The 24,853-nt window shown below is 72.2% G+C and carries 29 protein-coding genes and 1 riboswitch; of the genes, 15 read left to right on the forward strand and 14 right to left on the reverse strand.

The annotated features are described in order from the left end of the window. Window positions 1–12: 12 nt before the first annotated feature. Both ACN9M0_RS03945 and ACN9M0_RS03950 read left to right on the forward strand, forming a co-directional pair. Complete coding sequence (locus ACN9M0_RS03945; protein ID WP_366035471.1) at window positions 13–495, forward strand: glutathione peroxidase; 483 nt, start codon at window positions 13–15, stop codon at window positions 493–495. Continuing rightward, window positions 488–1,255: a putative protein N(5)-glutamine methyltransferase gene (locus ACN9M0_RS03950; protein WP_366035472.1), complete on the forward strand. Its 768-nt coding sequence runs from the start codon at window positions 488–490 to the stop codon at window positions 1,253–1,255. Before ACN9M0_RS03945 ends, ACN9M0_RS03950 begins: the two co-directional genes overlap by 8 nt. A 52-nt stretch (window positions 1,256–1,307) precedes the next feature. Here ACN9M0_RS03950 and ACN9M0_RS03955 read toward each other — a convergent pair whose 3' ends face one another. Further along, the gene (locus ACN9M0_RS03955; RefSeq protein ID WP_366035473.1) at window positions 1,308–2,681 is read right to left on the reverse strand and encodes a cytochrome P450; all 1,374 of its coding nucleotides are present in this window, start codon (window positions 2,679–2,681) and stop codon (window positions 1,308–1,310) included. Window positions 2,682–2,825: 144 nt separating this feature from the next. Here ACN9M0_RS03955 and ACN9M0_RS03960 point away from each other — a divergent pair, with 144 nt between their 5' ends. Further along, the gene (locus ACN9M0_RS03960) at window positions 2,826–3,293 is read left to right on the forward strand and encodes a VOC family protein (protein ID WP_366035474.1); all 468 of its coding nucleotides are present in this window, start codon (window positions 2,826–2,828) and stop codon (window positions 3,291–3,293) included. 7 nt (window positions 3,294–3,300) lie between these two features. Here ACN9M0_RS03960 and ACN9M0_RS03965 read toward each other — a convergent pair whose 3' ends face one another. Further along, window positions 3,301–4,515, reverse strand: coding sequence for an acyl-CoA dehydrogenase family protein (locus ACN9M0_RS03965; protein WP_426403117.1), 1,215 nt, complete (start codon window positions 4,513–4,515; stop codon window positions 3,301–3,303). A 164-nt stretch (window positions 4,516–4,679) separates the two neighbouring features. On the opposite strand from ACN9M0_RS03965, the gene ACN9M0_RS03970 reads away from it, so the two are divergent. Further along, a complete protein-coding gene (locus tag ACN9M0_RS03970) occupies window positions 4,680–5,327 on the forward strand; it encodes a TetR family transcriptional regulator (protein WP_366035476.1) in 648 nt (215 codons plus the stop codon). 31 nt (window positions 5,328–5,358) lie between these two features. Here ACN9M0_RS03970 and def read toward each other — a convergent pair whose 3' ends face one another. Next, window positions 5,359–5,925, reverse strand: coding sequence for a peptide deformylase (gene def / locus ACN9M0_RS03975; RefSeq protein WP_426403118.1), 567 nt, complete (start codon window positions 5,923–5,925; stop codon window positions 5,359–5,361). 126 nt (window positions 5,926–6,051) lie between these two features. Here def and ACN9M0_RS03980 point away from each other — a divergent pair, with 126 nt between their 5' ends. From ACN9M0_RS03980 to ACN9M0_RS04000, 5 genes are all read left to right on the forward strand, one after another. Next, entirely contained in the window at window positions 6,052–7,299 is a 1,248-nt protein-coding gene (locus tag ACN9M0_RS03980; RefSeq protein WP_366035478.1) for a Mur ligase family protein, read from the forward strand. Between the two features lie 19 nt (window positions 7,300–7,318). Further along, on the forward strand, window positions 7,319–8,047 hold the full coding sequence (locus ACN9M0_RS03985; protein WP_366035479.1) for a type 1 glutamine amidotransferase: 729 nt from the start codon (window positions 7,319–7,321) through the stop codon (window positions 8,045–8,047). A gap of 158 nt (window positions 8,048–8,205) precedes the next feature. Continuing rightward, window positions 8,206–9,231: a 6-phosphofructokinase gene (locus ACN9M0_RS03990; RefSeq protein WP_366035480.1), complete on the forward strand. Its 1,026-nt coding sequence runs from the start codon at window positions 8,206–8,208 to the stop codon at window positions 9,229–9,231. Window positions 9,232–9,333: 102 nt separating this feature from the next. Next, window positions 9,334–10,284 carry a cytochrome c oxidase assembly protein gene (locus ACN9M0_RS03995; RefSeq protein WP_366035481.1) on the forward strand — a complete coding sequence of 317 codons (951 nt, stop codon included), beginning with the start codon at window positions 9,334–9,336 and terminating at the stop codon, window positions 10,282–10,284. A gap of 205 nt (window positions 10,285–10,489) precedes the next feature. Then, window positions 10,490–10,690, forward strand: a complete 201-nt coding sequence (locus ACN9M0_RS04000) for a hypothetical protein (protein ID WP_366035482.1) — start codon at window positions 10,490–10,492, stop codon at window positions 10,688–10,690. Between the two features lie 15 nt (window positions 10,691–10,705). Here the strand turns inward: ACN9M0_RS04000 and ACN9M0_RS04005 are convergent, their stop codons facing one another. After that, a complete protein-coding gene (locus ACN9M0_RS04005) occupies window positions 10,706–11,719 on the reverse strand; it encodes a DUF3048 domain-containing protein (protein ID WP_426403119.1) in 1,014 nt (337 codons plus the stop codon). A gap of 93 nt (window positions 11,720–11,812) precedes the next feature. On the opposite strand from ACN9M0_RS04005, the gene ACN9M0_RS04010 reads away from it, so the two are divergent. Continuing rightward, a complete protein-coding gene (locus ACN9M0_RS04010; RefSeq protein ID WP_399700020.1) occupies window positions 11,813–12,517 on the forward strand; it encodes a lysophospholipid acyltransferase family protein in 705 nt (234 codons plus the stop codon). Between the two features lie 64 nt (window positions 12,518–12,581). Further along, window positions 12,582–13,619: an NAD-dependent epimerase/dehydratase family protein gene (locus ACN9M0_RS04015; protein WP_426403120.1), complete on the forward strand. Its 1,038-nt coding sequence runs from the start codon at window positions 12,582–12,584 to the stop codon at window positions 13,617–13,619. A gap of 61 nt (window positions 13,620–13,680) precedes the next feature. Here the strand turns inward: ACN9M0_RS04015 and ACN9M0_RS04020 are convergent, their stop codons facing one another. The 8 genes from ACN9M0_RS04020 to ACN9M0_RS04055 form a co-directional block, all read right to left on the reverse strand. Then, complete coding sequence (locus ACN9M0_RS04020; protein WP_366035485.1) at window positions 13,681–15,258, reverse strand: alpha/beta hydrolase; 1,578 nt, start codon at window positions 15,256–15,258, stop codon at window positions 13,681–13,683. A 143-nt stretch (window positions 15,259–15,401) separates the two neighbouring features. Further along, entirely contained in the window at window positions 15,402–16,145 is a 744-nt protein-coding gene (locus tag ACN9M0_RS04025) for an urease accessory protein UreD (protein ID WP_426405280.1), read from the reverse strand. After that, window positions 16,142–16,819: an urease accessory protein UreG gene (gene ureG, locus ACN9M0_RS04030; RefSeq protein WP_366035486.1), complete on the reverse strand. Its 678-nt coding sequence runs from the start codon at window positions 16,817–16,819 to the stop codon at window positions 16,142–16,144. Before ureG ends, ACN9M0_RS04025 begins: the two co-directional genes overlap by 4 nt. Before the next feature lie 86 nt (window positions 16,820–16,905). Continuing rightward, a complete protein-coding gene (locus ACN9M0_RS04035) occupies window positions 16,906–17,568 on the reverse strand; it encodes an urease accessory protein UreF (protein WP_366035487.1) in 663 nt (220 codons plus the stop codon). After that, the gene (locus ACN9M0_RS04040; RefSeq protein ID WP_366035488.1) at window positions 17,568–19,289 is read right to left on the reverse strand and encodes an urease subunit alpha; all 1,722 of its coding nucleotides are present in this window, start codon (window positions 19,287–19,289) and stop codon (window positions 17,568–17,570) included. The genes ACN9M0_RS04035 and ACN9M0_RS04040 overlap by 1 nt, the downstream gene beginning before the upstream one ends. Continuing rightward, entirely contained in the window at window positions 19,282–19,677 is a 396-nt protein-coding gene (locus ACN9M0_RS04045; protein ID WP_426403121.1) for an urease subunit beta, read from the reverse strand. The genes ACN9M0_RS04040 and ACN9M0_RS04045 overlap by 8 nt, the downstream gene beginning before the upstream one ends. A gap of 14 nt (window positions 19,678–19,691) precedes the next feature. Continuing rightward, window positions 19,692–19,994, reverse strand: a complete 303-nt coding sequence (locus tag ACN9M0_RS04050) for an urease subunit gamma (protein ID WP_030686168.1) — start codon at window positions 19,992–19,994, stop codon at window positions 19,692–19,694. Window positions 19,995–20,157: 163 nt separating this feature from the next. After that, complete coding sequence (locus ACN9M0_RS04055; protein WP_366035490.1) at window positions 20,158–20,793, reverse strand: TetR/AcrR family transcriptional regulator; 636 nt, start codon at window positions 20,791–20,793, stop codon at window positions 20,158–20,160. 105 nt (window positions 20,794–20,898) lie between these two features. Between ACN9M0_RS04055 and ACN9M0_RS04060 the strand changes: the two genes are divergently transcribed. Further along, complete coding sequence (locus tag ACN9M0_RS04060) at window positions 20,899–21,897, forward strand: ABC transporter permease (protein WP_366035491.1); 999 nt, start codon at window positions 20,899–20,901, stop codon at window positions 21,895–21,897. A 75-nt stretch (window positions 21,898–21,972) separates the two neighbouring features. On the opposite strand, the gene ACN9M0_RS04065 is transcribed toward ACN9M0_RS04060, so the two are convergent. Then, window positions 21,973–22,251 carry a type II toxin-antitoxin system Phd/YefM family antitoxin gene (locus ACN9M0_RS04065; protein ID WP_366035492.1) on the reverse strand — a complete coding sequence of 93 codons (279 nt, stop codon included), beginning with the start codon at window positions 22,249–22,251 and terminating at the stop codon, window positions 21,973–21,975. 65 nt (window positions 22,252–22,316) lie between these two features. Here ACN9M0_RS04065 and ACN9M0_RS04070 point away from each other — a divergent pair, with 65 nt between their 5' ends. The 3 genes from ACN9M0_RS04070 to ACN9M0_RS04080 all read left to right on the forward strand — a co-directional run bounded on the left by ACN9M0_RS04070 (window position 22,317) and on the right by ACN9M0_RS04080 (window position 24,249). Next, the gene (locus ACN9M0_RS04070; RefSeq protein WP_366035493.1) at window positions 22,317–22,934 is read left to right on the forward strand and encodes an ATP-dependent Clp protease proteolytic subunit; all 618 of its coding nucleotides are present in this window, start codon (window positions 22,317–22,319) and stop codon (window positions 22,932–22,934) included. A gap of 7 nt (window positions 22,935–22,941) precedes the next feature. Then, on the forward strand, window positions 22,942–23,247 hold the full coding sequence (locus ACN9M0_RS04075; RefSeq protein ID WP_366035494.1) for a hypothetical protein: 306 nt from the start codon (window positions 22,942–22,944) through the stop codon (window positions 23,245–23,247). Between the two features lie 400 nt (window positions 23,248–23,647). Continuing rightward, a riboswitch (cyclic di-AMP (ydaO/yuaA leader) is annotated at window positions 23,648–23,769 on the forward strand. 3 nt (window positions 23,770–23,772) lie between these two features. Continuing rightward, window positions 23,773–24,249 (forward strand): C40 family peptidase, encoded by a 477-nt coding sequence (locus tag ACN9M0_RS04080; RefSeq protein ID WP_366035495.1) that lies wholly within the window; start codon window positions 23,773–23,775, stop codon window positions 24,247–24,249. A gap of 69 nt (window positions 24,250–24,318) precedes the next feature. Here the strand turns inward: ACN9M0_RS04080 and ACN9M0_RS04085 are convergent, their stop codons facing one another. Next, the gene (locus ACN9M0_RS04085; RefSeq protein WP_366035496.1) at window positions 24,319–24,837 is read right to left on the reverse strand and encodes a hypothetical protein; all 519 of its coding nucleotides are present in this window, start codon (window positions 24,835–24,837) and stop codon (window positions 24,319–24,321) included. Window positions 24,838–24,853 lie beyond the last annotated feature (16 nt).

Raw genomic sequence — 24,853 nt, forward strand, 5'->3', positions numbered from 1 at the left:
GAGGAGCAGTCCATGAGCCTGTACGACATCCCCCTGAAGACCCTGACCGGTGAGCCGGTCTCGCTTGCCGACTACCGGGACCGTGCGGTCCTGGTCGTGAACGTCGCCTCCAAGTGCGGTCTGACCCCGCAGTACGCGGGTCTGGAGCGGCTGCAGAAGGAGTACGGGGAGCGCGGCTTCACCGTGCTCGGAGTGCCCTGCAACCAGTTCGCGGGCCAGGAGCCGGGCAGCTCCGACGAGATCGCGACCTTCTGCTCGGCGACGTACGGGGTGTCCTTCCCCCTCCTGGAGAAGACGGACGTCAACGGTGACGGCCGCCACCCGCTCTACTCGGAGCTGGTGAAGACCGCCGACGCCGAGGGCGAGGCCGGTGACGTGCAGTGGAACTTCGAGAAGTTCCTCATCGGCCGTGACGGCCGGGTCATCCGTTTCCGTCCGCGCACCGAGCCGGAGGCCCCCGAGGTCGTGGCCGCGATCGAGGCGCAGCTTGTCTGACCTGGGGGTTGTCGAACGGCTCCGGGCCGCCGGGTGCGTCTTCGCCGAGGAAGAGGCGGAGATGCTCCTCGCGACGGCCGCCGGGCCCGCCGAGCTCGACCTGATGGTCGAGCGGCGGGCCTCCGGCCTGCCCCTGGAGCACGTCGTGGGGTGGGCCGAGTTCGCCGGACTGCGGATAGAGGTCGACGGCGGGGTCTTCGTGCCCCGGCGGCGTACGGAGTTCCTCGTCGGGCACGCGGTGGAGCTGGCCCGGCCGGGCGCCGTCTGCGTCGACCTGTGCTGCGGCTCCGGCGCGGCGGGCGCGGTGCTGCTCGCCGAGATCGAGGGCGCGGAGGTGCATGCCTCGGACATCGAGCCGGCGGCGGTCCGCTGCGCCCGGCGGAACGTGGAGCCGCGCGGCGGCCGGGTGTACGAGGGTGACCTCTTCGCCCCGCTGCCGCGCGAGCTGCGGGGGCGGGTCGGGGTCCTGGTCGCCAACGTGCCGTACGTACCGACCGAGGAGATCGGCCTGCTGCCGCCCGAGGCCCGCGACCACGAGCCGCTCGTGACGCTCGACGGCGGGTCGGACGGGCTCGACGTGCTGCGGCGGGTCGCCGCCGAGGCGCCGGAGTGGCTGGCGCCGGGCGGCCACCTGCTGGTGGAGACGAGCGAGCGGCAGGCGGAGACGGCCCTCGCGGTGATGTCCGCGGCCGGTCTCACGCCGCGGGTCGTCACCTCCGAGGAGTGGTGGGCGACGATCGTCGTCGCGACCCGGCCGTAGGGCGCGGGCGACGGGAGCGGCCCCGGTCGGGCCGCTCCCGTACGGGGAGCGGCTACGCCGTCCTCGGCACCAGGCGGCAGCGGGCCGGGCCCGCCACCTGGAGGGTGATGGCGGAGCTGACGGGCACCTCGGTGTCGATGGCCTCGAAGCCGTACTTCTGGAGGATCATCGCCAGGGCGATCACCGACTCCAGCATCGAGAAGTGCTGGCCGATGCAGGCGCGCGGCCCCCCGCCGAAGGGGAACCAGGCGTACCGGGGGCGGGCCGCCTCCGCCTCGGGCGTGAAGCGGTCCGGGTCGAAGCGCTCCGCGTCGTCCCAGTAGGCGGGGTGCCGGTGGGTGACCCAGGGGGCGACGATGACGTCCGCGCCCGCCGGGATGGTGACGCCGCCGACCTCGGTGGCGGCGACGGCGCGGCGCCCGATGACGGGGGCGGCGGGGTAGAGGCGCATGGCCTCCTTGAGGACCCGGGTGACGTAGGGCAGCGCGTCGAGGTCGGCGGCGCCGGGGGTGCGGCCGCCGAGGACCTGGTCGACCTCCTCGTGGGCCCGCTTCAGCACCTCGGGGTGGCGGCCGAGGAGGTGGAGGGCGAAGCCGAGGGAGGTGGCGGTGGTCTCGTGGCCGGCGAGCAGGAAGACGAGGACCTGCTCGCGCAGCTCGGTGGCGTCGAAGCTGCCGTCCTCGGCGCTCTCGGCCTCGACGAGGAGGGTGAGGAGGTCGTCGCCCTCGGCGGAGGCCCGGCCGGAGCGGCGCCGCTCGGCGATGATCCGGTCGCAGACCTCGTACAGCGCCTCGTGGACGGCGGCGGCCCTGCGGTTGCCGGGGGTGGGCCAGTCACGGGGCACCTTGAGCGGGGAGTAGCCGCGGCTCAGCACGTAGGCGCCGACATCGGGGAAGCTGCGTTCGACGATCTCGACGGCCGTGTCGACGTCGGTGCCGAAGAGGATGCGGGCGACCGCGCGCAGGGCGAGCCGGGTCATCTCGTGGAGGACGTCGACGGTCCCGGCGCCGCCGTCCTGCCATTCGCCGGTGAGGGTGCCGACCTCCGCTGCTATGGCCGCGGCGTAGCCGTCGACGCGGCGCTTGGTGAAGAGCGGCTGGACGAGGCGCCGCTGGCGGAGGTAGTCCTCGTCCTGGCTGGTGAGCAGGCCGTTGCCGAAGGACTCGCGGACCTCCTGGTAGAAGGCGTTGTCCTTGCGGAAGTTGGCCGACTCCCCGGCGAGGACCTGCTGGGCGCCCTCGGCGGAGAAGACGCCGTAGACGGTGGCGCGGATCCCGGGCGGGCCCGCGGTGATCTTCACGACGTCGCCGTGCTCGCGCCGGGCGCGCAGGAAGGTGCCCAGCGAGTCGTTCTTGAGGTCGAACATGGAGCCGAGCAGCGGTAGTCCCGCGAGTTCGGGTGCCTCGGTACCTGTGGTGACGGCCATGAACGGTTCCCCCTCGATCGTCGCGTGCGCAACGATTCTTCCGCAGGTGGTGACTCACCGGTAGGTACGCATGAACACCCGACTGGATCTGGCCGGTTGGCTCGAAAGAGGCCACTGTCAGTGGCGTCTGGGAGGCTCGTTCCCATGGAACGACCCGAGCTGACACTGCAACTGACCATCGACTGCGCCGAACCGCAGCGCCTGGTGCCCTTCTGGCTGGACGCCCTGCGCTACGTCCCCGACCCGCCGCCCGCCGGGCACGCCACCTGGCGGGCGTACTGGGAGGCGATCGGCGTGCCGGAGGACGAGCTCGGCGAGGACGCCGGGGAGCTCCCGGAGTCCATCGTCGACCCGAAGGGCGTGGGCCCCCGGATCTGGTTCCAGCGGGTCCCGGAGCCCAAGACCGTCAAGAACCGCCTCCATCTCGACCTGAAGGTCGGCGGCGGCCGCGAGGTCCCCCTCGCCCTCCGCCGCGAGCGGGTGGACGGCGAGGTGGCCCGGCTGACGGCGCTCGGCGCCACCGTCCTGTACACGATGGACGAGCCGAACGGCATGGACTACTACGCGGTGGTCCTCCAGGATCCGGAGGGCAACGAGTTCTGCCTGGTGTGAGCGGCGGCTACTTCGCGAGCGCGCGGCTGATGACCATGCGCTGGATCTCGCTCGTGCCCTCGAAGATCGTGTAGATGGCGGCGTCGCGGTGCATGCGCTCGACCGGGTACTCGCGGGTGTAGCCGTTGCCGCCGAGGATCTGGATGGCCTGGGCGGTGACCTTCTTGGCGACCTCGCTCGCGTACAGCTTGGACATGGAGCCCTCGGCGGCCGTGAAGGGCTTGCCGGCGGTGGCCATCCAGGAGGCGCGCCAGACGAGGAGGCGGGCGGCGTCGATCTGGGTGGCCATGTCGGCGAGCTGGAAGGCGACGCCCTGGTTCTCGATGATCGGGCGGCCGAACTGGACGCGGGTCTTGGCGTAGTCGAGGGCGACCTCGTACGCGGCGCGGGCGGTGCCGACGGCCATGGCGCCGACGGCCGGGCGGGAGGCCTCGAAGGTGGCCATGGCGGCGTTCTTCACGCGTTCGCCGCCCGCCCTGGCCTTCTCGCGGGCGCGGGCGAGGCGCTCGTCGAGCTTCTCCTTGCCGCCGAGGAGGCAGTGGCCCGGGACGCGGACGTCCTCCAGGACGACCTCGGCGGTGTGGGAGGCGCGGATGCCGTGCTTCTGGAACTTCTGGCCCTGGGAGAGGCCGGGGGTGTTCGGCGGCACGATGAAGGAGGCGTGGCCCTTGGAGCCGAGCTCGGCGTCGACGACGGCGACGACGACGTGGACGTTGGCGATGCCGCCGTTGGTCGCCCAGGTCTTGGTGCCGTTGAGGACCCACTCGTCCTTGGCCTCGTCGTACACGGCGCGGGTGCGCATGGAGGCGACGTCCGAGCCGGCGTCGGGCTCGGAGGAGCAGAAGGCGGCGACCTTGACGTCGTTCGCGTCGCCGTACATCTGCGGGACCCAGGTGCCGATCTGCTCCTCTGTACCGTTGGCGAGGACGCCGACGGCGGCGAGGCCGGTGCCGACGATGGAGAGGGCGATGCCGGCGTCGCCCCAGAACAGCTCCTCCATCGCCATGGGGATGCCGAGGCCGGTCGGGTCGAAGAACTGCTGGGCGTAGAAATCGAGGGAGTAGATGCCGATCTTGGCCGCTTCCTGGATGATCGGCCAGGGAGTCTCCTCACGCTCGTCCCACTCGGCGGCCGCGGGGCGCATCACATCGGCGGCGAAGCCGTGGAGCCAGTCGCGGACCTGCTTCTGGTCCTCGTTGAGTTCGAGCGTGAACTCGCCCATAGTTCCCTCCCAGCATGACGTTACTTGCGGTAACAGCAGTCTGTTACCGGTGGGTAGAGGCTGTCAACCTGCAGGGGAGCGGTTCGGCCCGACCGACATCGGATCCCGGCCGGGTGTTACGTTGCGACAGCCTCACGAATTCGCACGGGCGGGGAGACACGCACATGGACATCGCACACCGGACCACCGACCAGCAGACGCCCGCCGAGCAGCGGCGCCGCGAGCTGCTGGAGGCGGCGGACCGGGTGGTGCTCCGGGACGGCCCCAAGGCGTCCATGAACGCGATCGCCGCCGAGGCCGGCATCACCAAGCCGATCCTCTACCGCCACTTCGGCGACAAGGGCGGCCTCTACCGCGCCCTCGCCACCCGGCACACGGACGCGCTGCTCGCCTCGCTCCGGGCCTCGCTCGACGCCCCCGCCGACCGGCGCCGCCGCGTCGAGTCCACCCTCGACACCTACCTGGCCTCCATCGAGGCCATGCCCCAGGTCTACCGCTTCCTCATGCACCCGGCGGAGGAGCCGAGCCAGGTCGAGCAGGGCTTCGACGTCGGCCGCCACTCGGCCCCGCTGCTCCGCCGCATGGGCGAGGAGCTCGGCCAGGTCATCGCCGAGCGCGTCGACCTGGGACCGGCCGCCGAGGCCCAGGCCCGGATCTGGGGCCACGGCATCGTCGGCATGATGCACGCGGCCGGCGACTGGTGGCTCGGCGAGCGCCCCTGCTCCCGCGCGGACCTGGTCAAGAGCCTGGCCGACCTGCTCTGGGGCCGCCTCGCCGAGGCGGACGACCTCCCGGGCGGGCCCGGCTTCTAGGGCCGGACCCGACCGGAATGGTCAGACCCCCCTAGGGACTTCCCTCCAGTACGGACGCCTTGCCGCCCCACGGCTGCTTGCGGATCGTGCGCAGCAGACGTGACTTGCGCCACCCCGTGACGTGGTCCGCGTAGACCCCGCCCTCCAGGTGGTCCGTCTCGTGCTGGAGGCAGCGGGCGAAGAAACCCGTGCCCTCGACCCGTACCGGAGTGCCGTCGAGGCGTACGCCCTCCACCACCGCGCGGTCGAAGCGGGGCGTCGACGCCTCCAGGCCCGGCAGGGAGAGACAGCCCTCGGGGCCCCGGATCACGTCGCCGTCCGCCTCCACCAGGCGGGGGTTCACCACATGGCCCAGGTGGCGGTTCTCCTCGTCGTCGGGGCAGTCGTACACGAAGACCCGCAGGCCCGTGCCGACCTGGTTCGCCGCCAGGCCCACGCCGTTCGCCGCGTACATCGTGGCGAACAAGTCCTCGACGAGCCGGGCCAGTTCGGGTCCGAAGTCGGTGACGGGCGCGCAGGGCGTGTGCAGCACGGGGTCGCCGAGGAGCGTCATCGCTCGGACGAGGCCGGAACTGCCGGGGATGGGGCGGTTTCGCATGGCCGTAAGGGTACGGTCCGCCGTGACCTCACGGTTTCCGCGGGCCGCTCTGCGGTGCCGCTGTTCGGGCTGCTGGCCGGATCTCGATAGGCTGAGCCCGGACCGACGCAAGGAGGAACAAGAACGATGTCAGGACACCCCGGTAATCCAGAGCCGCTGTCGCCGCGCGCCAAGCTGGCCGTGACGGCGGGCAAGGCCGCGGCCGCGGTGTCGCGTGCGGCGGGGCGCGGCAGCGGATCGGTGATCGGCGGCCGGGTGGCGCTGAAGCTCGACCCGGACCTGCTCGGTCGGCTCGCGCAGCATCTGGACGTCGTCCTGGTGTCGGCGACGAACGGCAAGACGACGACGACCCGGCTGATCGCGGAGGCCCTGCGCGCCGCCGGCCCCGTCGTCTCGAACGCCCTGGGCGCCAACATGCCCGCCGGCATCACCTCGGCGCTGGCAGGCGGCTCGGAGTCCAAGTTCGGCGTCATCGAGGTCGACGAGAAGTACCTCGCCGGCGTCGCACGGGACACCACGCCCAAGGCGATCGCGCTGCTGAACCTCTCGCGCGACCAGCTCGACCGCGCGGCCGAGACCCGGATGCTCGCGGAGAAGTGGCGCGAGGGCCTCAACGGCACCAAGGCCGTGGTCATCGCCAACGCCGACGACCCGCTCATCGTGTGGGCCGCCTCCTCCTCCCCGAACGTGGTGTGGGTCGCCGCCGGCCAGGAGTGGAAGGACGACGCCTGGTCGTGCCCCGCCTGCGGCGGTGTGATGCAGCGTCCGGGCGACGACTGGTTCTGCGGCGAGTGCGGCTTCCGCCGTCCCGCGCCGAGCTGGGCGCTCAGCGGCGACCACGTGCTCGACCCGCACGGTTCGGCCTGGCCGATCCGGCTCCAGCTGCCCGGCCGCGCCAACAAGGCGAACGCCACCACCTCGGCCGCCGTCGCCGCGGTCTTCGGGGTGCCGCCCCAGGTGGCCCTGGAGCGCATGTACCAGGTGCAGGCGGTCGCCGGACGCTACGACGTGGTCTCCTTCCAGAACCGCGACCTGCGTCTGCTGCTCGCGAAGAACCCGGCCGGCTGGCTCGAAACGTTTTCCCTCATCGACGGGCCGCCCGCACCGGTGATCCTCTCGGTGAACGCGCGGGGCGCCGACGGCACGGACACCTCCTGGCTGTGGGACGTGGACTACGGCCGGCTCGCCGGCCACCCGATCATGGTGATCGGCGACCGGAAGCTGGACCTGGCGGTCCGCCTGGAGGTCGCGGGCGTGGACTTCCGCGTCTGCGAGACGCTGGACGAGGCCGTCACGATGGCCCCGCCCGGGCAGATCGAGCTGATCGCCAACTACACCGCCTTCCAGGACGTCCGCCGCCGCGTCGGCAACTGACCCGTAGAGGACTTGCAGCATGAGTGACAGCAGCCTGCGCCTGGTCTGGGTCTACCCGGACCTGCTCAGCACCTACGGCGACCAGGGCAACGTCCTCGTCGTCCAGCGCCGCGCCGAACAGCGCGGTCTGAGCGTCGAGCGCGTCGACGTCCGCAGCGACCAGCCGGTCCCCACCTCGGGCGACATCTACCTGATCGGCGGCGGCGAGGACCGTCCGCAGCGGCTCGCGGCCGAGCGGCTGCGCCGGGACGGCGGCCTCAGCCGGGCCGCCTCGAACGGCGCGATCATCTTCTCGGTCTGCGCCGGGTACCAGATCCTGGGCCACGAGTTCATCAACGACCTCGGCGAGCGCGAGGCCGGCCTCGGGCTCATCGACGTGATCTCGACCCGCGGCGAGGGCGCCCGCTGCGTCGGCGACGTCCTCGCGGACATCGACCCGCGCCTGGGCCTCCCCCAGCTGACCGGTTTCGAGAACCACCAGGGCATCACCCACCTCGGCCCGACGGCCCGGCCCTTCGCCCGGACCGTCTACGGCAACGGCAACGGGACCGGCGACGGCACCGAGGGCGCGTACAACGACACCGTCTTCGGTACGTACATGCACGGCCCCGTCATGGCCCGCAACCCGCAGATCGCGGACCTGCTCCTGAAGCTGGCCCTCGACGTGAACGCGCTGCCGCCGACCGACGACCGCTGGTACGAGGCCCTGCGCGCCGAGCGCATCGCGGCGGCGACGCAGCCCGCCTGAGTCAATCCGCGCACCGCCGCCGGTCCCTCGTACGAACGTACGTTGTCCACTGTGCGGACATCCGGTTCGGCCCCGCCACCCTGCGGCGATAGGGTGGCGGGGATCCAGCCGGACGACGTGGTCCGGGAGTCGGCCCACGTTGCAAAGGTTTTTGGGCTATGCGCATTGGCGTGCTCACCTCCGGCGGAGACTGCCCCGGTCTGAACGCTGTCATCCGTTCCGTCGTGCACCGCGCCGTCGTCGACCACGGCGACGAGGTCATCGGCTTCCACGACGGGTGGAAGGGCCTGCTGGAGTGCGACTACCGCAAGCTCGATCTCGACGCGGTGGGCGGCATCCTGGCCCGGGGCGGCACCATCCTCGGCTCCTCGCGGGTCCAGCCCGCACATCTCGTCGGCGGCGTCGAGCGCGCCAAGGGCCATGTCGCCGACCTCGGTCTCGACGCCATCATCCCGATCGGCGGCGAGGGCACCCTCAAGGCCGCGAACCTGCTCTCCGAGGCGGGCCTCCCGATCGTCGGCGTCCCCAAGACGATCGACAACGACATCGCCTCCACCGACGTCACCTTCGGCTTCGACACGGCCGTCACCGTCGCCACCGAGGCCCTCGACCGGCTGAAGACCACCGCCGAGTCCCACCAGCGGGTCCTCGTCGTCGAGGTCATGGGCCGCCACACCGGCTGGATAGCGCTGCACTCCGGCATGGCCGCCGGCGCGCACGCCGTCGTCGTCCCCGAACGCCCCTTCGACATCGACGAGCTGACCGCCCGGGTCGGCGAGCGCTTCGAGGCCGGCAAGCGGTTCGCGATCGTGGTCGTCGCCGAGGGCGCGAAGCCGCGCGAGGGCTCGATGGACTTCAAGACCGCCGGCACCGACATCTACGGCCACGAGCGGTTCACCGGGATCGCCAACCAGCTCTCCGCCGAGCTGGAGGGGCGCCTCGGCAAGGAGGCCCGCCCGGTCATCCTGGGTCACGTCCAGCGCGGCGGCACCCCGACCGCGTACGACCGCGTCCTCGCGACCCGCTTCGGCTGGCACGCCGTCGAGGCGGCGCACCGCGGCGAGTTCGGCATGCTGACCGCGCTGCGCGGCACGGAGATCACGATGGTCCCGCTGGCCCAGGCCGTGGAGACCCTCAAGACGGTCCCGGCCGACCGGTACGCCGAGGCGGAGTGCGTGCTCTGACGACTCCCGTACGTGACATCCGCCCCCGGTCGCAGTCGCGGCCGGGGGCGGTTCTAGTCTGGTGCGGACAACAAGCGCGAATCGGGCTCCAGGAGTGTACGGATGGATCACAGCGGGCACGGCATGACCACGGATCTGCCGCCGTTCACGCTGGGACGGGGCCTCGAGTTCTCTCCCGACCTGTTCTTCCTGATCGGATGCCTGGCGGCGCTCGGTCTGTACGGGTGGGGCGTGGCGCGGCTGCGGCGGCGCGGTGACGCGTGGCCGGTCGGCCGGACGGTGCTCTTCACGGTCGGCGTGCTGACCGTCGCGCTCGTGATGTGCACCAAGCTCAACGACTACGGCATGGTCATGTTCAGCGTGCACATGGTGCAGCACATGGTCATCTCCATGCTGTCGCCGATCCTGCTGCTGCTGGGCGCGCCGGTGACCCTCGCGCTGCGGGCGCTGCCGGTGGCGGCCCGCGGCTCGCTCGGGCCGCGCGAGCTGCTCCTGAAGCTGCTGCACAGCCGGTACATGAAGGTGATCACGCACCCGGCGTTCACCATCTCCCTGTTCATCGCGAGCCTGTACGCGCTGTACTTCTCGCCGCTCTTCGACTTCCTGATGGGCTCGAAGGCCGGGCACATCGGGATGATGGTGCACTTCCTGATGGTCGGCGTGGTCTTCTTCTGGCCGATCATGGGCGTGGACCCGGGCCCGCACCGGCCGGGGTACGTGATGCGGATGCTGGAGCTGTTCGCGGGCATGCCGTTCCACGCGTTCTTCGGCATCGCGATGATGATGGCGACGGAGCCGCTGGTGGAGGCGTACAAGAACCCGCCGGCCTCGCTCGGGATCGACGCCCTCGCCGACCAGAACGCGGCGGGCGGCATCGCCTGGGCCTTCAGCGAGATCCCCTCCGTGCTGGTCCTGATCGCGCTGGTCTACCAGTGGTACCACTCCGAGCAGCGACAGGCGGTCCGCCTGGACCGGGCGGCCGACCGGGACGGCGACAAGGAGCTGGAGGCGTACAACGCGTATCTGGCCTCGTTGCGGGCGCGGAGCCGCTGACGTTCCGGATCCCGATCCACGGTCCTTCTCAGGGTCCGGTGCCGCTCGCGGCGCCGGACCCTTTCGCGTTCGAGGGCCCGCCGGCTCGGACCCGCTTCGCGTTCCGGCGCACGCCGGAGCGTCCGGGGAGTAGCGCGCGCCCCTCTCGCGGGGTCACGATGGGCTGGACGGCTTCCACGGCCTCGGTCGGGAGAAGGGCGGGCTCATGTCCGGTCCCACGAAGACGATGACGGTGCTCACCTGCGCCGCGCTGGTGCTGACGACGACCTACACGGTGGCGCTCGGCAGCAGTGGCTGGCTCTGGTTCGGCCTGGTGGTACTGATCGTGGCGACGATCGGGATGGCGGCGGCGGACAGCACCGTACCCCCCGCTCCACGCCCCCGCCCGCCGGGTACCACGAGCTGACCGGCCGAGCCACTCCTACGCGCGCGGGGCCAGGACGATCCAGGTCTGGCCCGGGGCGAGGGGCAGGGGCGCGCCGTCCGGGGTGGTGAAGGTGGTGCCGGAGGTGGGCGACGGGCGGGACCAGCGCGCCTCGTGGGCGCGTCCGTCGCGCAGGACGAGCGCGGTGCCGGTGCCGACGGTCTCGCTGTACGGGGAGACCGAGCCGAACTTGTCGTGGAAGCGGGACGGGCGGACCGTGACGCGCTGGACGACGACCGTCTCCGGGGTGAGCGGGCCGGTGTCGGTGGCGCGGGCCTCGCGGCCGTCCATGGCCACCCGCCAGGCGTGGTCCGCGGCGGACCAGGTGAAGGTGTAGCGCGCCGCCGGGTAGCGGACGGTCGACCGCGCGACGGCGGTGCCGCCGGGCGGGGCGGGGCCGAAGCGGAGGCCGATGTCCCGGGCGTCGTCCGCTCCGGGGGCCGCGGCGAGGGCGCGGCCGGGGCGCAGATAGAGGTTGTGCGGGGCGGGGCGCCGCGCCGAGCGCTGGAAGGCCTGGGGTGCGCTGCTCTCCGTGAGGAGGTCGAGGGGTGCGGCCCGGAGCAGGGGGGTCAGGGCGCTCTGGGCGCCGGAGTACGCGAGGGCCGGGCGGCCGAAGTCGGCGAGCAGCGCGATGTCGGACTCGCGGGCGCTGCGGACGGGGCCGGTGAGGTCGGGGAGGTGGGAGGAGTAGACGGCCAGGAGGCGGGTCACGCCGCCCTCGACCTGTTCGACGTAGACGAGGTCGGCCGCGCCGAGCCCGGTGTGCGGGCGGGCGGCCGGTACGTTGTCGAGCTTCACGGCCAGGACGGGGGCGGGCCGCGCGGGGAGACCGGTGAAGGGCGAGAGGGAGGGGGGCTTCGTGGCGGGCGTCGTGGCGGGTGTGGAGGTCGGCGTGGGGCTCGGCTCGGGCCGGCCCGAGTCGGAGCAGCCGTACAGCCCGGCCGCCGTCAGCGCGCACAGCAGCGCGGTGAGGACGCGGCCGGGGCGCCTGGCCCCGCGCTCGCCTGTCATGTGACGCTCCCCCACCAGTGGACCACGGGCCCGTGCGGGGATACAACGGGCGTGACGGACGACGAACGGGGGTCGCGGGTGTTCTACCAGTTGATGAAGCACGTCCTGCTCGGACCGCTCCTCAGGCTGCTGTTCCGGCCGCGGATCGAGGGGCTCGAACACATCCCGGAGGAGGGGGCCGCGATCGTCGCGGGCAACCATCTGTCCTTCTCCGACCACTTCCTGATGCCGGTCGTCCTGGACCGGCGGATCACCTTCCTCGCGAAGCAGGAGTACTTCACGGGGCCGGGTCTCAAGGGCCGGCTGACGGCCGCCTTCTTCCGGGCCGCCGGGCAGATCCCGGTGGACCGGTCCGGGAAGGAGGCCGGGCAGGCGGCGATCCGGGAGGGGCTCGGTGTCCTCGGCCGCGGCGAGCTGCTGGGGATCTATCCGGAGGGGACGCGTTCGCACGACGGGCGGCTGTACAAGGGCAAGGTGGGGGTGGCGGTGATGGCGCTGACCGCGGGGGTCCCGGTGGTGCCGTGCGCGATGGTGGGGACCTTCGAGATCCAGCCGCCGGGGAAGGTCGTGCCGAGGATCCGCCGGGTCACGATCCGGTTCGGCGAGCCGCTGGACTTCTCGCGGTTCGCCGGGTCGGCGGGCGAGAAGGCCGTGGTCCGCGCGGTGACGGACGAGATCATGTACGAGATCCTGCGGCTGTCGGGCCAGGAGTACGTGGACGACTACGCGGCGGTGGTGAAGGCCGCGGAGGCGGGTGGCGCCGCACCCCCCGATAAGTTCCCCCGAGGGGAACGCTGAGGGCGGATCCGCGCACGGCGCAATCCCCTGGGCCACCGCCCCGGTCGCCCGTAGCGTCCCGGTCATGACCAAGGGAAACGCGTTCGTGCTGGGTGCGACGGGACAGGTGGGGCGGGCGGCCGTGCGGGCGCTCGTCGCGGACGGCTGGGAGGTGACGGCCGCCTCCCGGGGCGGCGCCAGGGACGAGGGATGGGCGGAGGAGGTGCGCTCGGTCCGGCTGGACCGGGACGAGGAGGGCGCGCTGGCGTCGGCGCTCGGCGAGGGCACCGACGTCCTGGTGGACATGGTGGCGTACGGCGCGGGGCACGCCGCCCAGTTGACCGGTCTCGCGGACCGGATCGGCTCGGCGGTGGTGATCTCCAGCGGGGCGGTGTACGAGGACGACAAGGGGCGCAGCTTCGACACCCAGGACCAGACGGACGGTTTCCCGCGCTATCCGGTGCCGATCCCGGAGTCCCTGGCGACGGTGGCCCCGGGCGAGAGCACGTACGGCACCCGGAAGATCGCCCTGGAGCGGGCACTGACGGCGGCCGGGGAGCTGCTGCCGACGACGCTGCTGCGGGCGGGGGCCATCCACGGACCGCACTGCCGGTCGCCGCGCGAGCTGTTCTTCGTGAAGCGGGCGCTCGACCGGCGGCCGGTGCGGGTGCTCGCGTACGGCGGCGTGTCGCGTTTCCATCCGGCGCACGTGGACAACCTGGCCGAGCTGATCCGGCTCGCGGCGGCGCGGCCGGGCACGCGGGTGCTGAACGCCGCCGATCCGGAGGCGCCGACGGTCGTGGAGATCGCCGCCGCGGTGGACGCGGTCGTGGGTGTGGAGAGCGAGACGGTACTGGTGGACGGGCCGCCGCCGGTGGGCATCGTGGGTGAGACGCCGTGGGGCCTGGACGCGCCGATCGTGTACGACATGACGGCGGCGGAGCGGGAGTTGGGCTACCGGCCGGTGGTGGGGTACGCGGAGTCGCTGCCCGCGACGGTGGAGTGGCTGGCGGGACGGCTCGCGGGCCGGGACTGGCTGGAGGCGTTCCCGAACCTCGCCAAGTACGGGCAGGACTGGTTCGACTACGCGGCGGAGGACGCCTGGCTGGCCTCGCGCGGCTGACCCCGCGCACGGCGGAGGGGCGGCCGCCGTGCGGCGACCGCCCCTCACTGTGGTGCGGGTGTTACGGCTGGGGCGTGGCGTGCGGCTCGCACGTCACGTCCTGGCTGTCCACCTTGCCGGTGAGCAGGTACGTCTCGACCTTGGGGTTGATGCAGGAGTTCACCAGGCCGGTGACGCCGTGCGAACCCGCGTTCTTCTCGGTGATGAGACGCGAGCCCTTGAAGCGCTTGTGCAGCTCGACCGCGCCGGCGTACGGCGTCGCCGCGTCACGCTCGGACTGGACGATGAGCACCGGCGGCAGGCCCTTGCCGGTCTTGACCTGGGTCGGCTTCTGCTGCGGTGCGGACCAGGTCGCGCACGGCAGGTTCATCCAGGCGTTCGCCCAGGTCATGAACGGGTACTGCTCGTGGAGGGCCGAGTTGTCCCGGTTCCACTTGTTCCAGTTGGTCGGCCACGCGGCATCGGCGCACTCGACGGCGGTGTAGACGGCGTTGCCGTTCTCCGACGAGATGTTGCCGGCCGTGTCCGTGAGGTCCGCCGCAGCGCCGTCGATCAGCGGCTGCGGGTCACCCTGGGCGTACGCACTCCACGCCTCGGCGACCGGGGCCCACGAGGAGTCGTAGTACGGGGCGCTCTGGAAGAAGCCGATGAGCTCGGCCGGTCCGACCTTGCCGCCCAGGGGCGCCTTCTTGGCGGCGGCGCGCAGGGTCACCCACTGCTGCTGGACCTCCGCCAGGGTGTCCCCGAGGTGGTAGGTCGCGTCGTGCTGGGCGACCCAGGTCATCCAGTCCTTCAGACGACCCTCGAAGGCGATGTCCTGTTCCAGGTTGGCCTGGTACCAGATGTTGTGCTTCGCCGGGTTGACCACGCTGTCGACGACCATGCGGCGCACGTGGTTCGGGTACAGCGTGCCGTAGACGGCGCCGAGGTAGGTGCCGTACGAGACGCCGATGAAGTTGAGCTTCTTCTCGCCGAGCGCGGCCCGGATGACGTCCAGGTCACGCGCGGTGTTCCGGGTCGTCATGTAGGGCAGCATGTCGCCGCTCTTCTCGGCGCAGCCCTTGGCGTACTCGGCGGCCAGCTTGCGCTGGGCGAGCTTGTCCGCCTCGCTGTCCGGGACCGGGTCGAGCTTCGGACCCTTGACGAACTCGGTCGGGTCGACGCAGGAGATGGGCGCCGAGTGGCCGACGCCGCGCGGGTCGAAGCCCACGAAGTCGTACGCCTTGGCGGTGTTCGTCCAGATCGGGTTCTTGGTGGTGACCCGCTTCGGGAAGCGCAGGCCGGAACCGCCGGGGCCGCCCGGGTTGTAGAGCAGCGCGCCCTGGCGCTCACCGGCGGTGCCGGTGGCCTTGACGCGGTCCACGGCGAGCTTGATCTTCTTGCCGTTGGGCTTGGCGTAGTCGACCGGGACGGTGACCCAGCCACACTGGATGGGCGAGGCGATGCCCCAGTCTGCCGGGCAGTCCTGCCAGTCGATTCCGGCCTTGGCGGCCTGGGCGGCGGCGATGGTCGCGCCGTGCGCCTCGTCGTCCCGGTCGTTACCGGTGACGGCACCGGCCGTCGGTGCCGCGAGTGCGGTCGCCATGAGCGTGCCCGCTATCAGAGTGCCGGCCGAACCGAGCACTGCTGTGCGTCTCAATGATCCTCCCCCAGAAGGCGTCTGTGTGTCCGGGGGATCCTTTCGTCCCTGGGGCTCAGGATGAAAGGGCGTACACGTGTTTCTTTGCCGAACCAATAACCGGTGAGCGGTGTACCGCTGAGCGGTACAGCTTCGGGAGAGGGTCAGAACGGGGCGAGTTCGGACAAGACCGCGTCGAGGAGCCGGCGCAGCGCGAGCGCGTCCGGGGCGACGGCGGTGGCGAGGGCGGCGGGTCCGGCGAGCGGGCTGACCACGGCGTTCTCCCCGTACAGCCGCGCTTCCACCGGCTTCTCGGCGAACGCCGGGTCGACGACGAGGAGTTGGCCGGTGGCCCGTCGGCCGCAGAGGACCGCGCCGCCGTCCCAACCGCCGGGCGCTCCGGGGCCGAAGGACAGCTCCTGGTCGAGCAGGGGGCGGCCGGCTCGGCGGACGGTGAGGCGGGTGGTGAGGGTGCCGGGCGGTTCGCCGTGCCGGCCGAGGACCTGTTCCTCGCGAAGGACGAGCCGTGCCGTGGGCGCGAGGTCGACGGTGGTGCGCATCCGCAGGTGCGAGCCGTCGGCGGAGACGAGCTGCTCGGGCAGCCAGCGGAGTTCCGCTCCCTCGCCGACGGAGATCCGGACGTCGTACGTGGCGGGGTCGGCGCTCCGGCCGGGCAGGGCCAGGGTGGCGGCGGCCGAGTCGACCAGGAGCCGGGCCCCGTCCCGTACCTCGGTCTCGATCGCGAGCCGGTCACCGCCGAGCGGGGCGCTCATCGCCCCGACGACGGTGACCCGGGTGTACGGTCCGGCGGCCCGGGTGCGGCGCAGGGCGAGGGGGCCGTCGCTCACCAGGAGCGGCAGTCCGCCGTCGGCGGCGGCGGCGATCCGGGCGGTGGCGCGCAGGCTCACGCGGTCCACGCCGCGAGCTGTGCCCGGACCCAGTCGGCGACGGGCGCGACGCCGTTCTCGCCGCGCAGGGAGGTGAAGGCGACGGGCAGTTCGCCGCGCTGCTCCTTGGCGTCCCGGGCCATCCGCTCCAGGTCGGAGCCGACGTGCGGGGCGAGGTCGGTCTTGTTGATCACGAGGAGGTCGGCGGTGGTGACGCCGGGCCCGCCCTTGCGCGGGATGTCGTCGCCGCCGGCCACGTCGATGACGAAGATCTGGGCGTCGACGAGCCCCTTGGAGAAGGTGGCGGTGAGGTTGTCGCCGCCGGACTCGACGAGGATGAGGTCGAGCGGTCCGACCGTGTCCTCCAGGTCCTCGACGGCTTCGAGGTTGGCGGAGATGTCGTCGCGGATGGCGGTGTGCGGGCAGGCGCCGGTCTCCACGGCCTGGATGCGCTCGGGCGGCAGGACGGCGTTGCGGAGCAGGAACTCGGCGTCCTCACGGGTGTAGATGTCGTTGGTGACGACGGCGAGGGAGAGGGTCTCGCGCAGGTCCCGGCAGAGGGCGGCGACGGTGGCGGTCTTGCCTGAACCGACCGGACCGCCGAGCCCGATGCGCAGGGCGCGGCGGGTGCCGTCGGGGCGGTGGGCGTCGGCGGAGACGGCGCCGTGATGGGTGTGGCCGTGGTCGAGGTGCATGGGGGCTCCCGGGTGATCAGGGTGGGGGGCTCGGGGGTGGCTCAGGCGGTGCTCAGGGGGTTGCTCGGGGGTTGCTCAGGCGGTGCTCAGGACGCGAAGAGGCGGACGGGCCAGGCCGCGTGCTGCTCGGCGGTGAGGTCGAGCAGCGGCGCTGAGGCGGCGGGCAGGGCGTCGATGCCCTCCCGGGCTGCCGCGGCGGCGCGGGCGGCCACCTGGTCCATCTCGGGGGCGAGGCGGGCGAGGACGGCGGTGGCCTGGTAGGGGTCGAGGCTGAGCAGACGGACGGCCGCGGTCGCCGGGCCGCCGACCGTCTCGTACGCGACGCAGTGCGCCGCGTCCTCGGGGCCGAGTCCGGCGGCCCGCGCGGCGGTGCCGAGGACGACGGGCTGGTGGGCTCCGCGCGGGAACGCGGCCGCGAGCGCGTCGAGTTCGGGGCTCGGCCAGGTGGCGCGGGCGGCCCGCATCAACTGGCGGCCGAGTCTGCGGGCGGCGGCGCGCAGGGCGGCCGAGGGCGTCCGGGCGTCGGCCGCCGCGTCGAGCTCGTACGGGTCGAGGCCGTGCGCGGCTCCGGCGGCGAGCGCCGCCGAGGTGAGGCCCGTGGTGTGCAGGCGGCCCCGGCAGAAGGACTCCAGGTCGGCGGCGTCCTTGAGGCGGCCCGCCTTGACGGCGGCCTCGGCGCCGCCCGAGTGGGCGTGCCCGCCGGCGGGGAACCGCCCGTCGGCGAGCACGAGGAGTGCGGAGAGTGTCATCAGAAGAGGAAGTAGCGCTGGGCCATGGGCAGTTCGGCGGCGGGGGCCGGCTCGACCGTCTCGCCGTCGATGGTCACCGAGAAGGTGTCGGCGTCGACCTCGACCCGGGGCAGGGCGTCGTTCTCGCGCATGTCGGCCTTGGTCACCCGCCGGGTGGAGCCGATGGCGGTGAACTCCTTGTGCAGCCCGAGCTTGCGGGGCAGGTCGTCCTCGATCGCCGCCTGGGCGACGAAGTTGACCGAACCGGCCGCGGCGGCCCGGCCGAGCGCACCGAACATCGGGCGGGGCAGCACCGGCTGGGGCGTGGGGATGGAGGCGTTGGCGTCGCCCATCTGCGCGTACGCGATCTGACCGCCCTTGACGACCATGAGCGGCTTCACGCCGAAGAAGGCGGGCTCCCAGAGGACGAGGTCGGCGAGCTTGCCGGGCTCGACCGAGCCGATGAGGTGGTCCATGCCCTGGGCGACGGCCGGGTTGATCGTGTACTTGGCGACGTAGCGGCGGGCCCGGTGGTTGTCGGCGCGGCCGTCGCCGGGGAGGGCGCCGCGCCGCTTCTTCATGACGTGGGCGGTCTGCCAGGTCCGCATGATCACCTCGCCGATCCGGCCCATGGCCTGGGAGTCGGAGGAGATGATCGAGATGGCGCCCAGGTCGTGCAGGACGTCCTCGGCGGCGATGGTGGAGGGCCGGATGCGGGACTCCGCGAAGGCGAGGTCCTCGGGGACGGCCGGGTTGAGGTGGTGGCAGACCATCAGCATGTCGAGGTGTTCCTCGATGGTGTTGACGGTGTGCGGCCGGGTCGGGTTGGTCGAGCTGGGCAGGACGTACGGCTCGGAGACGACCGTGATGATGTCGGGGGCGTGCCCGCCGCCGGCGCCCTCGGTGTGGTACGCGTGGATGGTGCGTCCGGCGATGGCGGCGAGGGTGTCGCCGACGAAGCCCGCCTCGTTCAGGGTGTCGGTGTGGATGGCGAGCTGGGCGCCCGTCTCCTCGCACACGCCCAGACAGGCGTCGATGACGGCGGGGGTGGCACCCCAGTCCTCGTGGATCTTGAAGCCGAGGGCGCCGCCGCGCAGCTGGGAGTACATCGCCTCCCGGGACGTCGTGTTGCCCTTGCCGAGCAGGCCGATGTTGACGGGGAAGGTGTCCAGGGCCTCGAACATCCGGGCCATGTGCCAGGGGCCGGGCGTGATCGTGGTCGCCTTGGTGCCCTCGGCCGGTCCGGTGCCGCCGCCGACGAGGGTGGTGACGCCGGTGGCGAGCGCCTGCTCGACGACGGTCGGCGAGATGAAGTGGACGTGGGCGTCGACGGCGCCCGCGGTGACGATCCGGCCGTTGCCGACGATGATCTCGGTCTCGGGGCCGATGACCAGGTCGGGGTGGACGCCGTCCATGGTGTCGGGGTTGCCGGCCTTGCCGAGGGCGGTGATCCGCCCGTCGCGGATGCCGATGTCCGCCTTGACGACGCCCCAGTGGTCGATGACGACGGCGCCGGTGATGACGGTGTCGGGGGCGCCCTCGGCGCGGGTGGTGCGGGCCTGGCCCATGGACTCGCGGACGACCTTGCCGCCACCGAAGACGGCCTCCTCGCCTGCGCGGCCGGGGCCGCCGCAGCGGTCCTCCTCGATCTCGACGAGGAGGTCGGTGTCGGCGAGCCGGACGCGGTCGCCGGTGGTGGGGCCGAACAGGTCGGCGTAGACGGCGCGGTGGAGGTCAGGCACGGTCGCCGTCCTTGTCCTGTTCGGTGGTGTCGAGGGAGCCGGCGGTTTCGATGGCGTCGAGGGGGCCCACGCTCGCCGTGGCATCGAGGGGGCCCGCGGTCTCGCCGCGCAGGCCGGGCACGATCCGGCGGCCCGCGATCGGGACGAGCTCGACCTCGACGGGGATGCCGGGCTCGAAGCGGACGGCGGTCCCGGCGGCGATGTGCAGCCGCTGCCCGCGGGCGGCGGCGCGGTCGAAGTCCAGGCCGGGGTTGACCTCGGCGAAGTGGTAGTGGGAGCCGACCTGGACGGGCCGGTCGGCGGCGTTGAGCACGGTCAGGCGGGTGACGGGGCGGCCCTCGTTGAGGGCGACGGGGCCGTCCGCGTACAGGATCTCTCCGGGGATCATCGGCGGCCGCCCGTTCAGACGATGGGGTCGTGGACGGTGACGAGCTTGGTGCCGTCGGGGAAGGTGGCCTCGACCTGGACGTCGTGGATCATCTCCGGGATGCCGTCCATGACCTCGTCACGGGTGAGCACCTTGCGCCCGGAGGCCATCAGCTCGGCGACGGTACGGCCGTCCCGGGCGCCTTCCAGGATGTGGGAGGTGATGAGCGCGACGGCCTCGGGGTGGTTGAGCCGCACGCCACGGGCCCGGCGCTTCTCGGCCACGTCGGCCGCCACATGGATGAGCAGGCGTTCCTGTTCGTGCGGGCTCAGTTGCACTCTTCCACCTCACAGTCGTCGACCGGGACGGGACCCGGACAGCTGGGGACCCTACCGACCGTCAACACTCTGTTGAACTGCGGAGATGCGGTGCACGGTCAGACATTGCACGTTAGGGCCGAAGTTTTTCCGGCTCGTTAACTCAGGCTTTGCATTCTCATGATCATCGGATCGGCTCGGCGCGCCCCCCTGGCGCAGACATCGACATCAGGCCACGCAGCCCGTCCTCCAGGACCTCGACGGAAACGTCGCCGAAGAGCGCCTGCTGGGCGATGAAGCCCTGGGCGGTGGCGATGAGGGTGCGGGCCACGTGGTCGGCGGGGACGTCGGCGTGCAGGAGGCCGCTCTCCCGATAGGCGGTCACCAGACTCGTCCAGGCGACCCGCATCCCCTCGTAGCCCTGGGAGAGGGTCTCCGCCAGCCGCTCGTTGCGCAGGGTCTCGGTCCACACCTGGATGATCAGGCGCGCGAAGGCCTGCCGGTCGGCGCCCTCGATCCGCTCCTCCAGGAAGAGCCGGAGCACCGCGCCGAGGAGGACGTCGGGGGTGGGCGGCGGAGTGGCGCGGGACGCCTCCTCGAAGGCGCCCCGGATCCCGGCGAAGGCCTCGGTCGCGATGGCGCCGATCAGTTCCTCCTTGCCGCGGAAGTATCGGTAGACGGCGCCGGCCGACAGGCCCACCTCGGCGAGCACGTCCTGCATGGACGTGGCGTGGAAGCCGTTGCGGGCGAAGCAGCGCGCCGCGCCGTCGAGGATCTGGCGCCGCCGGGCGTCGAGGTGTTCCTGGGAGACACGTGCCATGCACCCGAACCTAAAACGAATATTCATTCTTGACAACTTCCAGGGCGCGGCGCACGCTGGGGCTCACGTAAAACGAACGATCCTTCGCTGTGAATCGAGGCCGTCATGCCCGCCGCCACCGCCGCGTCAGCCGTGGGACGCAGAACCCTCGCGGTACTCGTACTGATACCGGTCGTCGCCGCCCTCGCCCTCTGGGTCTTCGCCTGGCCCGCCGCGCGCATCGCGCCCCGCGACCTGCCGGTCGGCGTGGCCGGACCCGCCGCCGCGGCCGGCGCGGTCGAGCGGGGACTCGGACGGCACGAGGGCGCCTTCGAGGTCCACCGCTACGAGGACGCCGCCGCCGCGCGGGCCGCCATCGAGGACCGCGAGGTGTACGGCGCCGTGGTCGTCACCCCGGGCGGAACGGAACTCCTCACCGCCTCGGCGGCGAGCCCCCTCGTGGCCGGACTGCTCCGCGAGGCCGTCACCTCCCAGGCCCCGGCGGGAGCGCCGGTCACGGTCACGGACGTGGTCGCCGCACCGGCGGGCGATCCGCGCGGCGCCGTGCTCGGCGCGAGCCTGCTCCCCCTCGCCCTGGCCGGGGCGGCCACCGGGGCCGCCACCGTCCTGCTCGGACTGCGCGGGGCCCGGGCGGTCGCGACCATGGTGGGCGCGGCGGCACTCGCCGGGCTCGTGGGCGCGGCGCTCGCCGACAGCTGGCTCGGAGCGCTGTCCGGCGACTGGTGGGCGGAGGCGGGGGTCCTGGGACTGACGGTCCTGGCGATCGGCTCGGCCTTCGCGGGACTCGCCACGCTGCTCGGCAAGCCCGGCTTCGGACTCGGTGCGGCCCTGACGATCCTGCTCGGCAACGCGTTCTCGGGGATGTCGAGCGCACCGGAGCTGCTGCCCACCTGGGCGGGGACGCTCGGCCGTTGGCTGCCGCCGGGCGCCGGCGGCTCGGCGCTCCGGTCCGTGTCCGCCTTCGAGGGCGCGGCGGCGGGCCGCCCGCTCCTCGTCCTCTCCCTCTGGGCCGCGGCGGGCCTGACCGCGACCGCGCTCGGCGGGCGGCGCCGCGGGGCGGAAGCGGCCGCCGCGCCGGCGCAGGCTCCGGTGCCGGTGGGCTGAGGCCCGCACCCACAACGGCCGCGTACCCCCGCTGTAGCGGACGGGGGTACGCGGCTTCTTGCTGCGATGGGCGCGTCAGGAAGCGCCGGGGTCGCGGTGGTGGGCGGCGATGCCGAAGCGGCGCTGTTCGCCGGCAGCGGAGTCGACCGGACGGAGGGCGGAGACCGAGCTGACCACCTGCTCGTCGACGGGCTTCTCCGCCGCCTCGAGTTCTTCCAGGTCAGCGGCGGAGACCAGGGCGACGAGCGGCTTCCCGTGGCGGGTGACGACGACGCGCTCGCCGCCGTACACCACGCGGTTGATGAGGTCGGCGAGCTCTGCCCGCGCTTGCGTCACCGGGATCTCGTAGGTCATGCTCCTCATCTTACGGCCTGTACTTCCTGTACATTTTTTACAGACACAGCTGGAGGTGCTCACCCATGGACGCCCGCTACGTCCTGCCCGAGTTCACGGAGCGGACCAGTTTCGGGACCCGGACCCTCGACCCGTACTCGAAGCTCCTCGAATCCCGGATCGTCTTCCTCGGCACACCCATCGACGAGACCTCGGCCAACGACGTCATCGCCCAGCTCCTGCACCTCGACCACGCGGCCCCCGGCCAGGACATCGCGCTCTACATCAACTCCCCCGGCGGCTCGATCACCGCCATGACCGCGATCCACGACACGATGCGGTCGCTCTTCTGCGACGTGGAGACCACCTGCCTGGGTCAGGCCGCGTCCACCGCCGCCGTGCTGCTCGCCGCCGGCACCCCCGGCAAGCGGTCCGTCCTCCCCGGCGCCCGCATCACCCTCCGGCAGCCGGCCATGGACGAGCCCCTCCAGGGGCAGCCGAGTGACCTCGACATCCACGCGCGCGAGTTGCTCCGGCTGCGCGCCCTGGTGGCCGGGATGCTCACCGAGTACACCGGGCAGAGCGAGGAGCGGGTCGACGCCGACATCGACCGCCTCACCGTCCTGGACGCGCCGTCGGCCGTCGCGTACGGCCTGGTGGACCACGTGATCACGAGCCGGCGCGACGCCGGCGCGGCGCGGTGAGCCGGCCGTGGTGCCCGAGCTGCCGCCGCTGCCCGCGCTGACGCGGGCCGAGGGCGAGTTGATCGACGCGTACCTCGAAGTCGTCGACCTCCTGGGGAAGATCAACCCATCCAGGGGTACGCATACCTATGGGGCCCTACGAGCGGCGCAGGCCCTGGTGGGACGCGCGGAGGCGCTGCGCGAGGCTCTGACGCTCATGCATATGCGGGGCGAGAGCGAGGTGCACACGGACACTCTGGCGCGCGCCCTGCGGGTGTTGGACGGTGAGCGCCGGGCCGACCGCGTCACCGTCCCGCGGACACGGGCGAGTTGACATTCCGGCATGTCGTGTCGAGGTCCGGACGGCCGACACGGATCGCAGAATCGCTCCCCCGTTCGGCGTAGTCGACGAGTCGACATATGCGCGGGGTGAGTTGCGCAACAGGTGTACGCATTTGGCGGAATGGGGCGTTCCGCCGCTGGTGCGGGGCTCGTAGGCCAAACCTCCGAAGATCACAAAGGCTGTCTGTCCACCCGTATGGATCAGTCGTGAGGAGCCTCACATATCGCCGTTTCAGCTCGGTTTTCGCCCATGTCGTGGGTCAAGATCCCTGTCGACGACAAGCCCCCGCCATCCGCGGCGGGGCGGTCCGGGCGGACGCCGAGTCCTGCCGCTGTCCCGGATGTCTGGTCGACAGGAGTGGATCGGCAGGAGTGGAGGACCCGAGCAGTACGGGACGTACGCGCTGTTTCCGCAGCGGGGCCGTCCCTTGGGGTGAAGCCGCAGCCGCGGCCGGGCATCTTCGCCAGCCCGAACCCGACAGGTCATCCTTCGCAGGCGGCTGACGAAGGGTTGCGCATGACTGCGCAGATGCACGTCCCGTCCCTGCTGTCCCGGGCCGGAGCCGTCTCGGCTCTCACCCTCGCCGCCGTCGGCGGCACGATGTTCGCACCAGGTGCGGCACCCGAGGCCCAGGCAGCGACGACATACGCGAACAAGGCACTGAGCGTCGCCGCGTCCAAGAAGGGAGCCCCCTACCGGTACGGGAGCACGGGACCCACCCGGTTCGACTGCTCCGGTCTGACGCTCTACGCGTACAAGAAGGCGGGCAAGTCGCTGCCCCGCACCGCGCAGCAGCAGTACAACAAGACCCGGCACATCTCCGCGTCCAGCAGACAGAAGGGGGACCTGGTCTTCTTCCACTCCGGCGGGAGCGTCTACCACGTGGGCATCTACGCCGGCAGCGGCAAGATCTGGCACTCGCCCAAGACGGGATCCTGGGTGAAGCTCGACAAGATCTGGACGTCGAAGGTCTATTACGGCCGCGTCCGATGATCCGGCAGCCGTAGCGGTCCGTCCGTGAGGGGTGCGGTGGCGCCGCCGGACCCCTCACCCCCTAGGGGGTCAGCGGCCCACGCTGCTCCAGTCGACGGGCCCGGGCGGGACCTGCTCGCCGGCCACGTGCGCGTGGAGCCGCCGGGTCAGCTCCGGAAGGTCGTACCCGGGGAAGTTCACGTCGAGGAGCTGCGGACGGAAGCGCGAGGGCTGCTCCTCGTCGAACATCGCCGCGTCCATAGGCTTGATGCCCACCTGCCACGCGTCGGGGGCGGCCCAGTGCGTCATCCGGACGTAGAAGTCGTCGCGGGGGCCGGCGTTCGCCACGGCCGAGAGGAACGCGAGGCCGCTGTCGACGGGAAAGTCGATCAGCATCCAGCCGCGCCGCGACTCCACGTACGCCGCCATGTGCGGCAGCTTCTCCACCCAGCTCTCATTGGACTCGCCGACGTCCTGACAGCAGGTCCAGGTGTCGAAGCCGGAGCGCCAGATCGCCTCGATCGCGGGCGCGAGCCGCTCGTCGATCTCCGCCTCGCGCTCGCCCACCCGGACGGGGACGGTGGGGTGGATCCCCTCGTAGGTACTCATCGGGCGATGGTACGAA

The organism is Streptomyces sp. R-07 (assembly GCF_049913175.1).
In the GTDB taxonomy this organism is placed as follows: domain Bacteria; phylum Actinomycetota; class Actinomycetes; order Streptomycetales; family Streptomycetaceae; genus Streptomyces.

Coding starts and splice junctions, on each gene's coding strand:
- ACN9M0_RS04005 (WP_426403119.1), bottom strand. CDS start 11,719: ATGACAGGCGAGCGCGGGGCCAGGCGCCCCGGCCGCGTCCTCACCGCG.
- ACN9M0_RS04085 (WP_366035496.1), bottom strand. CDS start 24,837: ATGAGTACCTACGAGGGGATCCACCCCACCGTCCCCGTCCGGGTGGGC.
- ACN9M0_RS04035 (WP_366035487.1), bottom strand. CDS start 17,568: ATGACACTCTCCGCACTCCTCGTGCTCGCCGACGGGCGGTTCCCCGCC.
- ACN9M0_RS04015 (WP_426403120.1), top strand. CDS start 12,582: ATGACCAAGGGAAACGCGTTCGTGCTGGGTGCGACGGGACAGGTGGGG.
- ACN9M0_RS03960 (WP_366035474.1), top strand. CDS start 2,826: ATGGAACGACCCGAGCTGACACTGCAACTGACCATCGACTGCGCCGAA.
- ACN9M0_RS04045 (WP_426403121.1), bottom strand. CDS start 19,677: ATGATCCCCGGAGAGATCCTGTACGCGGACGGCCCCGTCGCCCTCAAC.
- ACN9M0_RS03995 (WP_366035481.1), top strand. CDS start 9,334: ATGGATCACAGCGGGCACGGCATGACCACGGATCTGCCGCCGTTCACG.
- ACN9M0_RS03980 (WP_366035478.1), top strand. CDS start 6,052: ATGTCAGGACACCCCGGTAATCCAGAGCCGCTGTCGCCGCGCGCCAAG.
- ureG (WP_366035486.1), bottom strand. CDS start 16,819: ATGCACCTCGACCACGGCCACACCCATCACGGCGCCGTCTCCGCCGAC.
- ACN9M0_RS04060 (WP_366035491.1), top strand. CDS start 20,899: ATGCCCGCCGCCACCGCCGCGTCAGCCGTGGGACGCAGAACCCTCGCG.
- ACN9M0_RS04065 (WP_366035492.1), bottom strand. CDS start 22,251: ATGACCTACGAGATCCCGGTGACGCAAGCGCGGGCAGAGCTCGCCGAC.
- ACN9M0_RS03945 (WP_366035471.1), top strand. CDS start 13: ATGAGCCTGTACGACATCCCCCTGAAGACCCTGACCGGTGAGCCGGTC.
- def (WP_426403118.1), bottom strand. CDS start 5,925: ATGCGAAACCGCCCCATCCCCGGCAGTTCCGGCCTCGTCCGAGCGATG.
- ACN9M0_RS04010 (WP_399700020.1), top strand. CDS start 11,813: ATGAAGCACGTCCTGCTCGGACCGCTCCTCAGGCTGCTGTTCCGGCCG.
- ACN9M0_RS04000 (WP_366035482.1), top strand. CDS start 10,490: ATGTCCGGTCCCACGAAGACGATGACGGTGCTCACCTGCGCCGCGCTG.
- ACN9M0_RS03985 (WP_366035479.1), top strand. CDS start 7,319: ATGAGTGACAGCAGCCTGCGCCTGGTCTGGGTCTACCCGGACCTGCTC.
- ACN9M0_RS04080 (WP_366035495.1), top strand. CDS start 23,773: ATGACTGCGCAGATGCACGTCCCGTCCCTGCTGTCCCGGGCCGGAGCC.
- ACN9M0_RS03955 (WP_366035473.1), bottom strand. CDS start 2,681: ATGGCCGTCACCACAGGTACCGAGGCACCCGAACTCGCGGGACTACCG.
- ACN9M0_RS04055 (WP_366035490.1), bottom strand. CDS start 20,793: ATGGCACGTGTCTCCCAGGAACACCTCGACGCCCGGCGGCGCCAGATC.
- ACN9M0_RS03970 (WP_366035476.1), top strand. CDS start 4,680: ATGGACATCGCACACCGGACCACCGACCAGCAGACGCCCGCCGAGCAG.
- ACN9M0_RS04070 (WP_366035493.1), top strand. CDS start 22,317: ATGGACGCCCGCTACGTCCTGCCCGAGTTCACGGAGCGGACCAGTTTC.
- ACN9M0_RS03965 (WP_426403117.1), bottom strand. CDS start 4,515: ATGGGCGAGTTCACGCTCGAACTCAACGAGGACCAGAAGCAGGTCCGC.
- ACN9M0_RS03990 (WP_366035480.1), top strand. CDS start 8,206: ATGCGCATTGGCGTGCTCACCTCCGGCGGAGACTGCCCCGGTCTGAAC.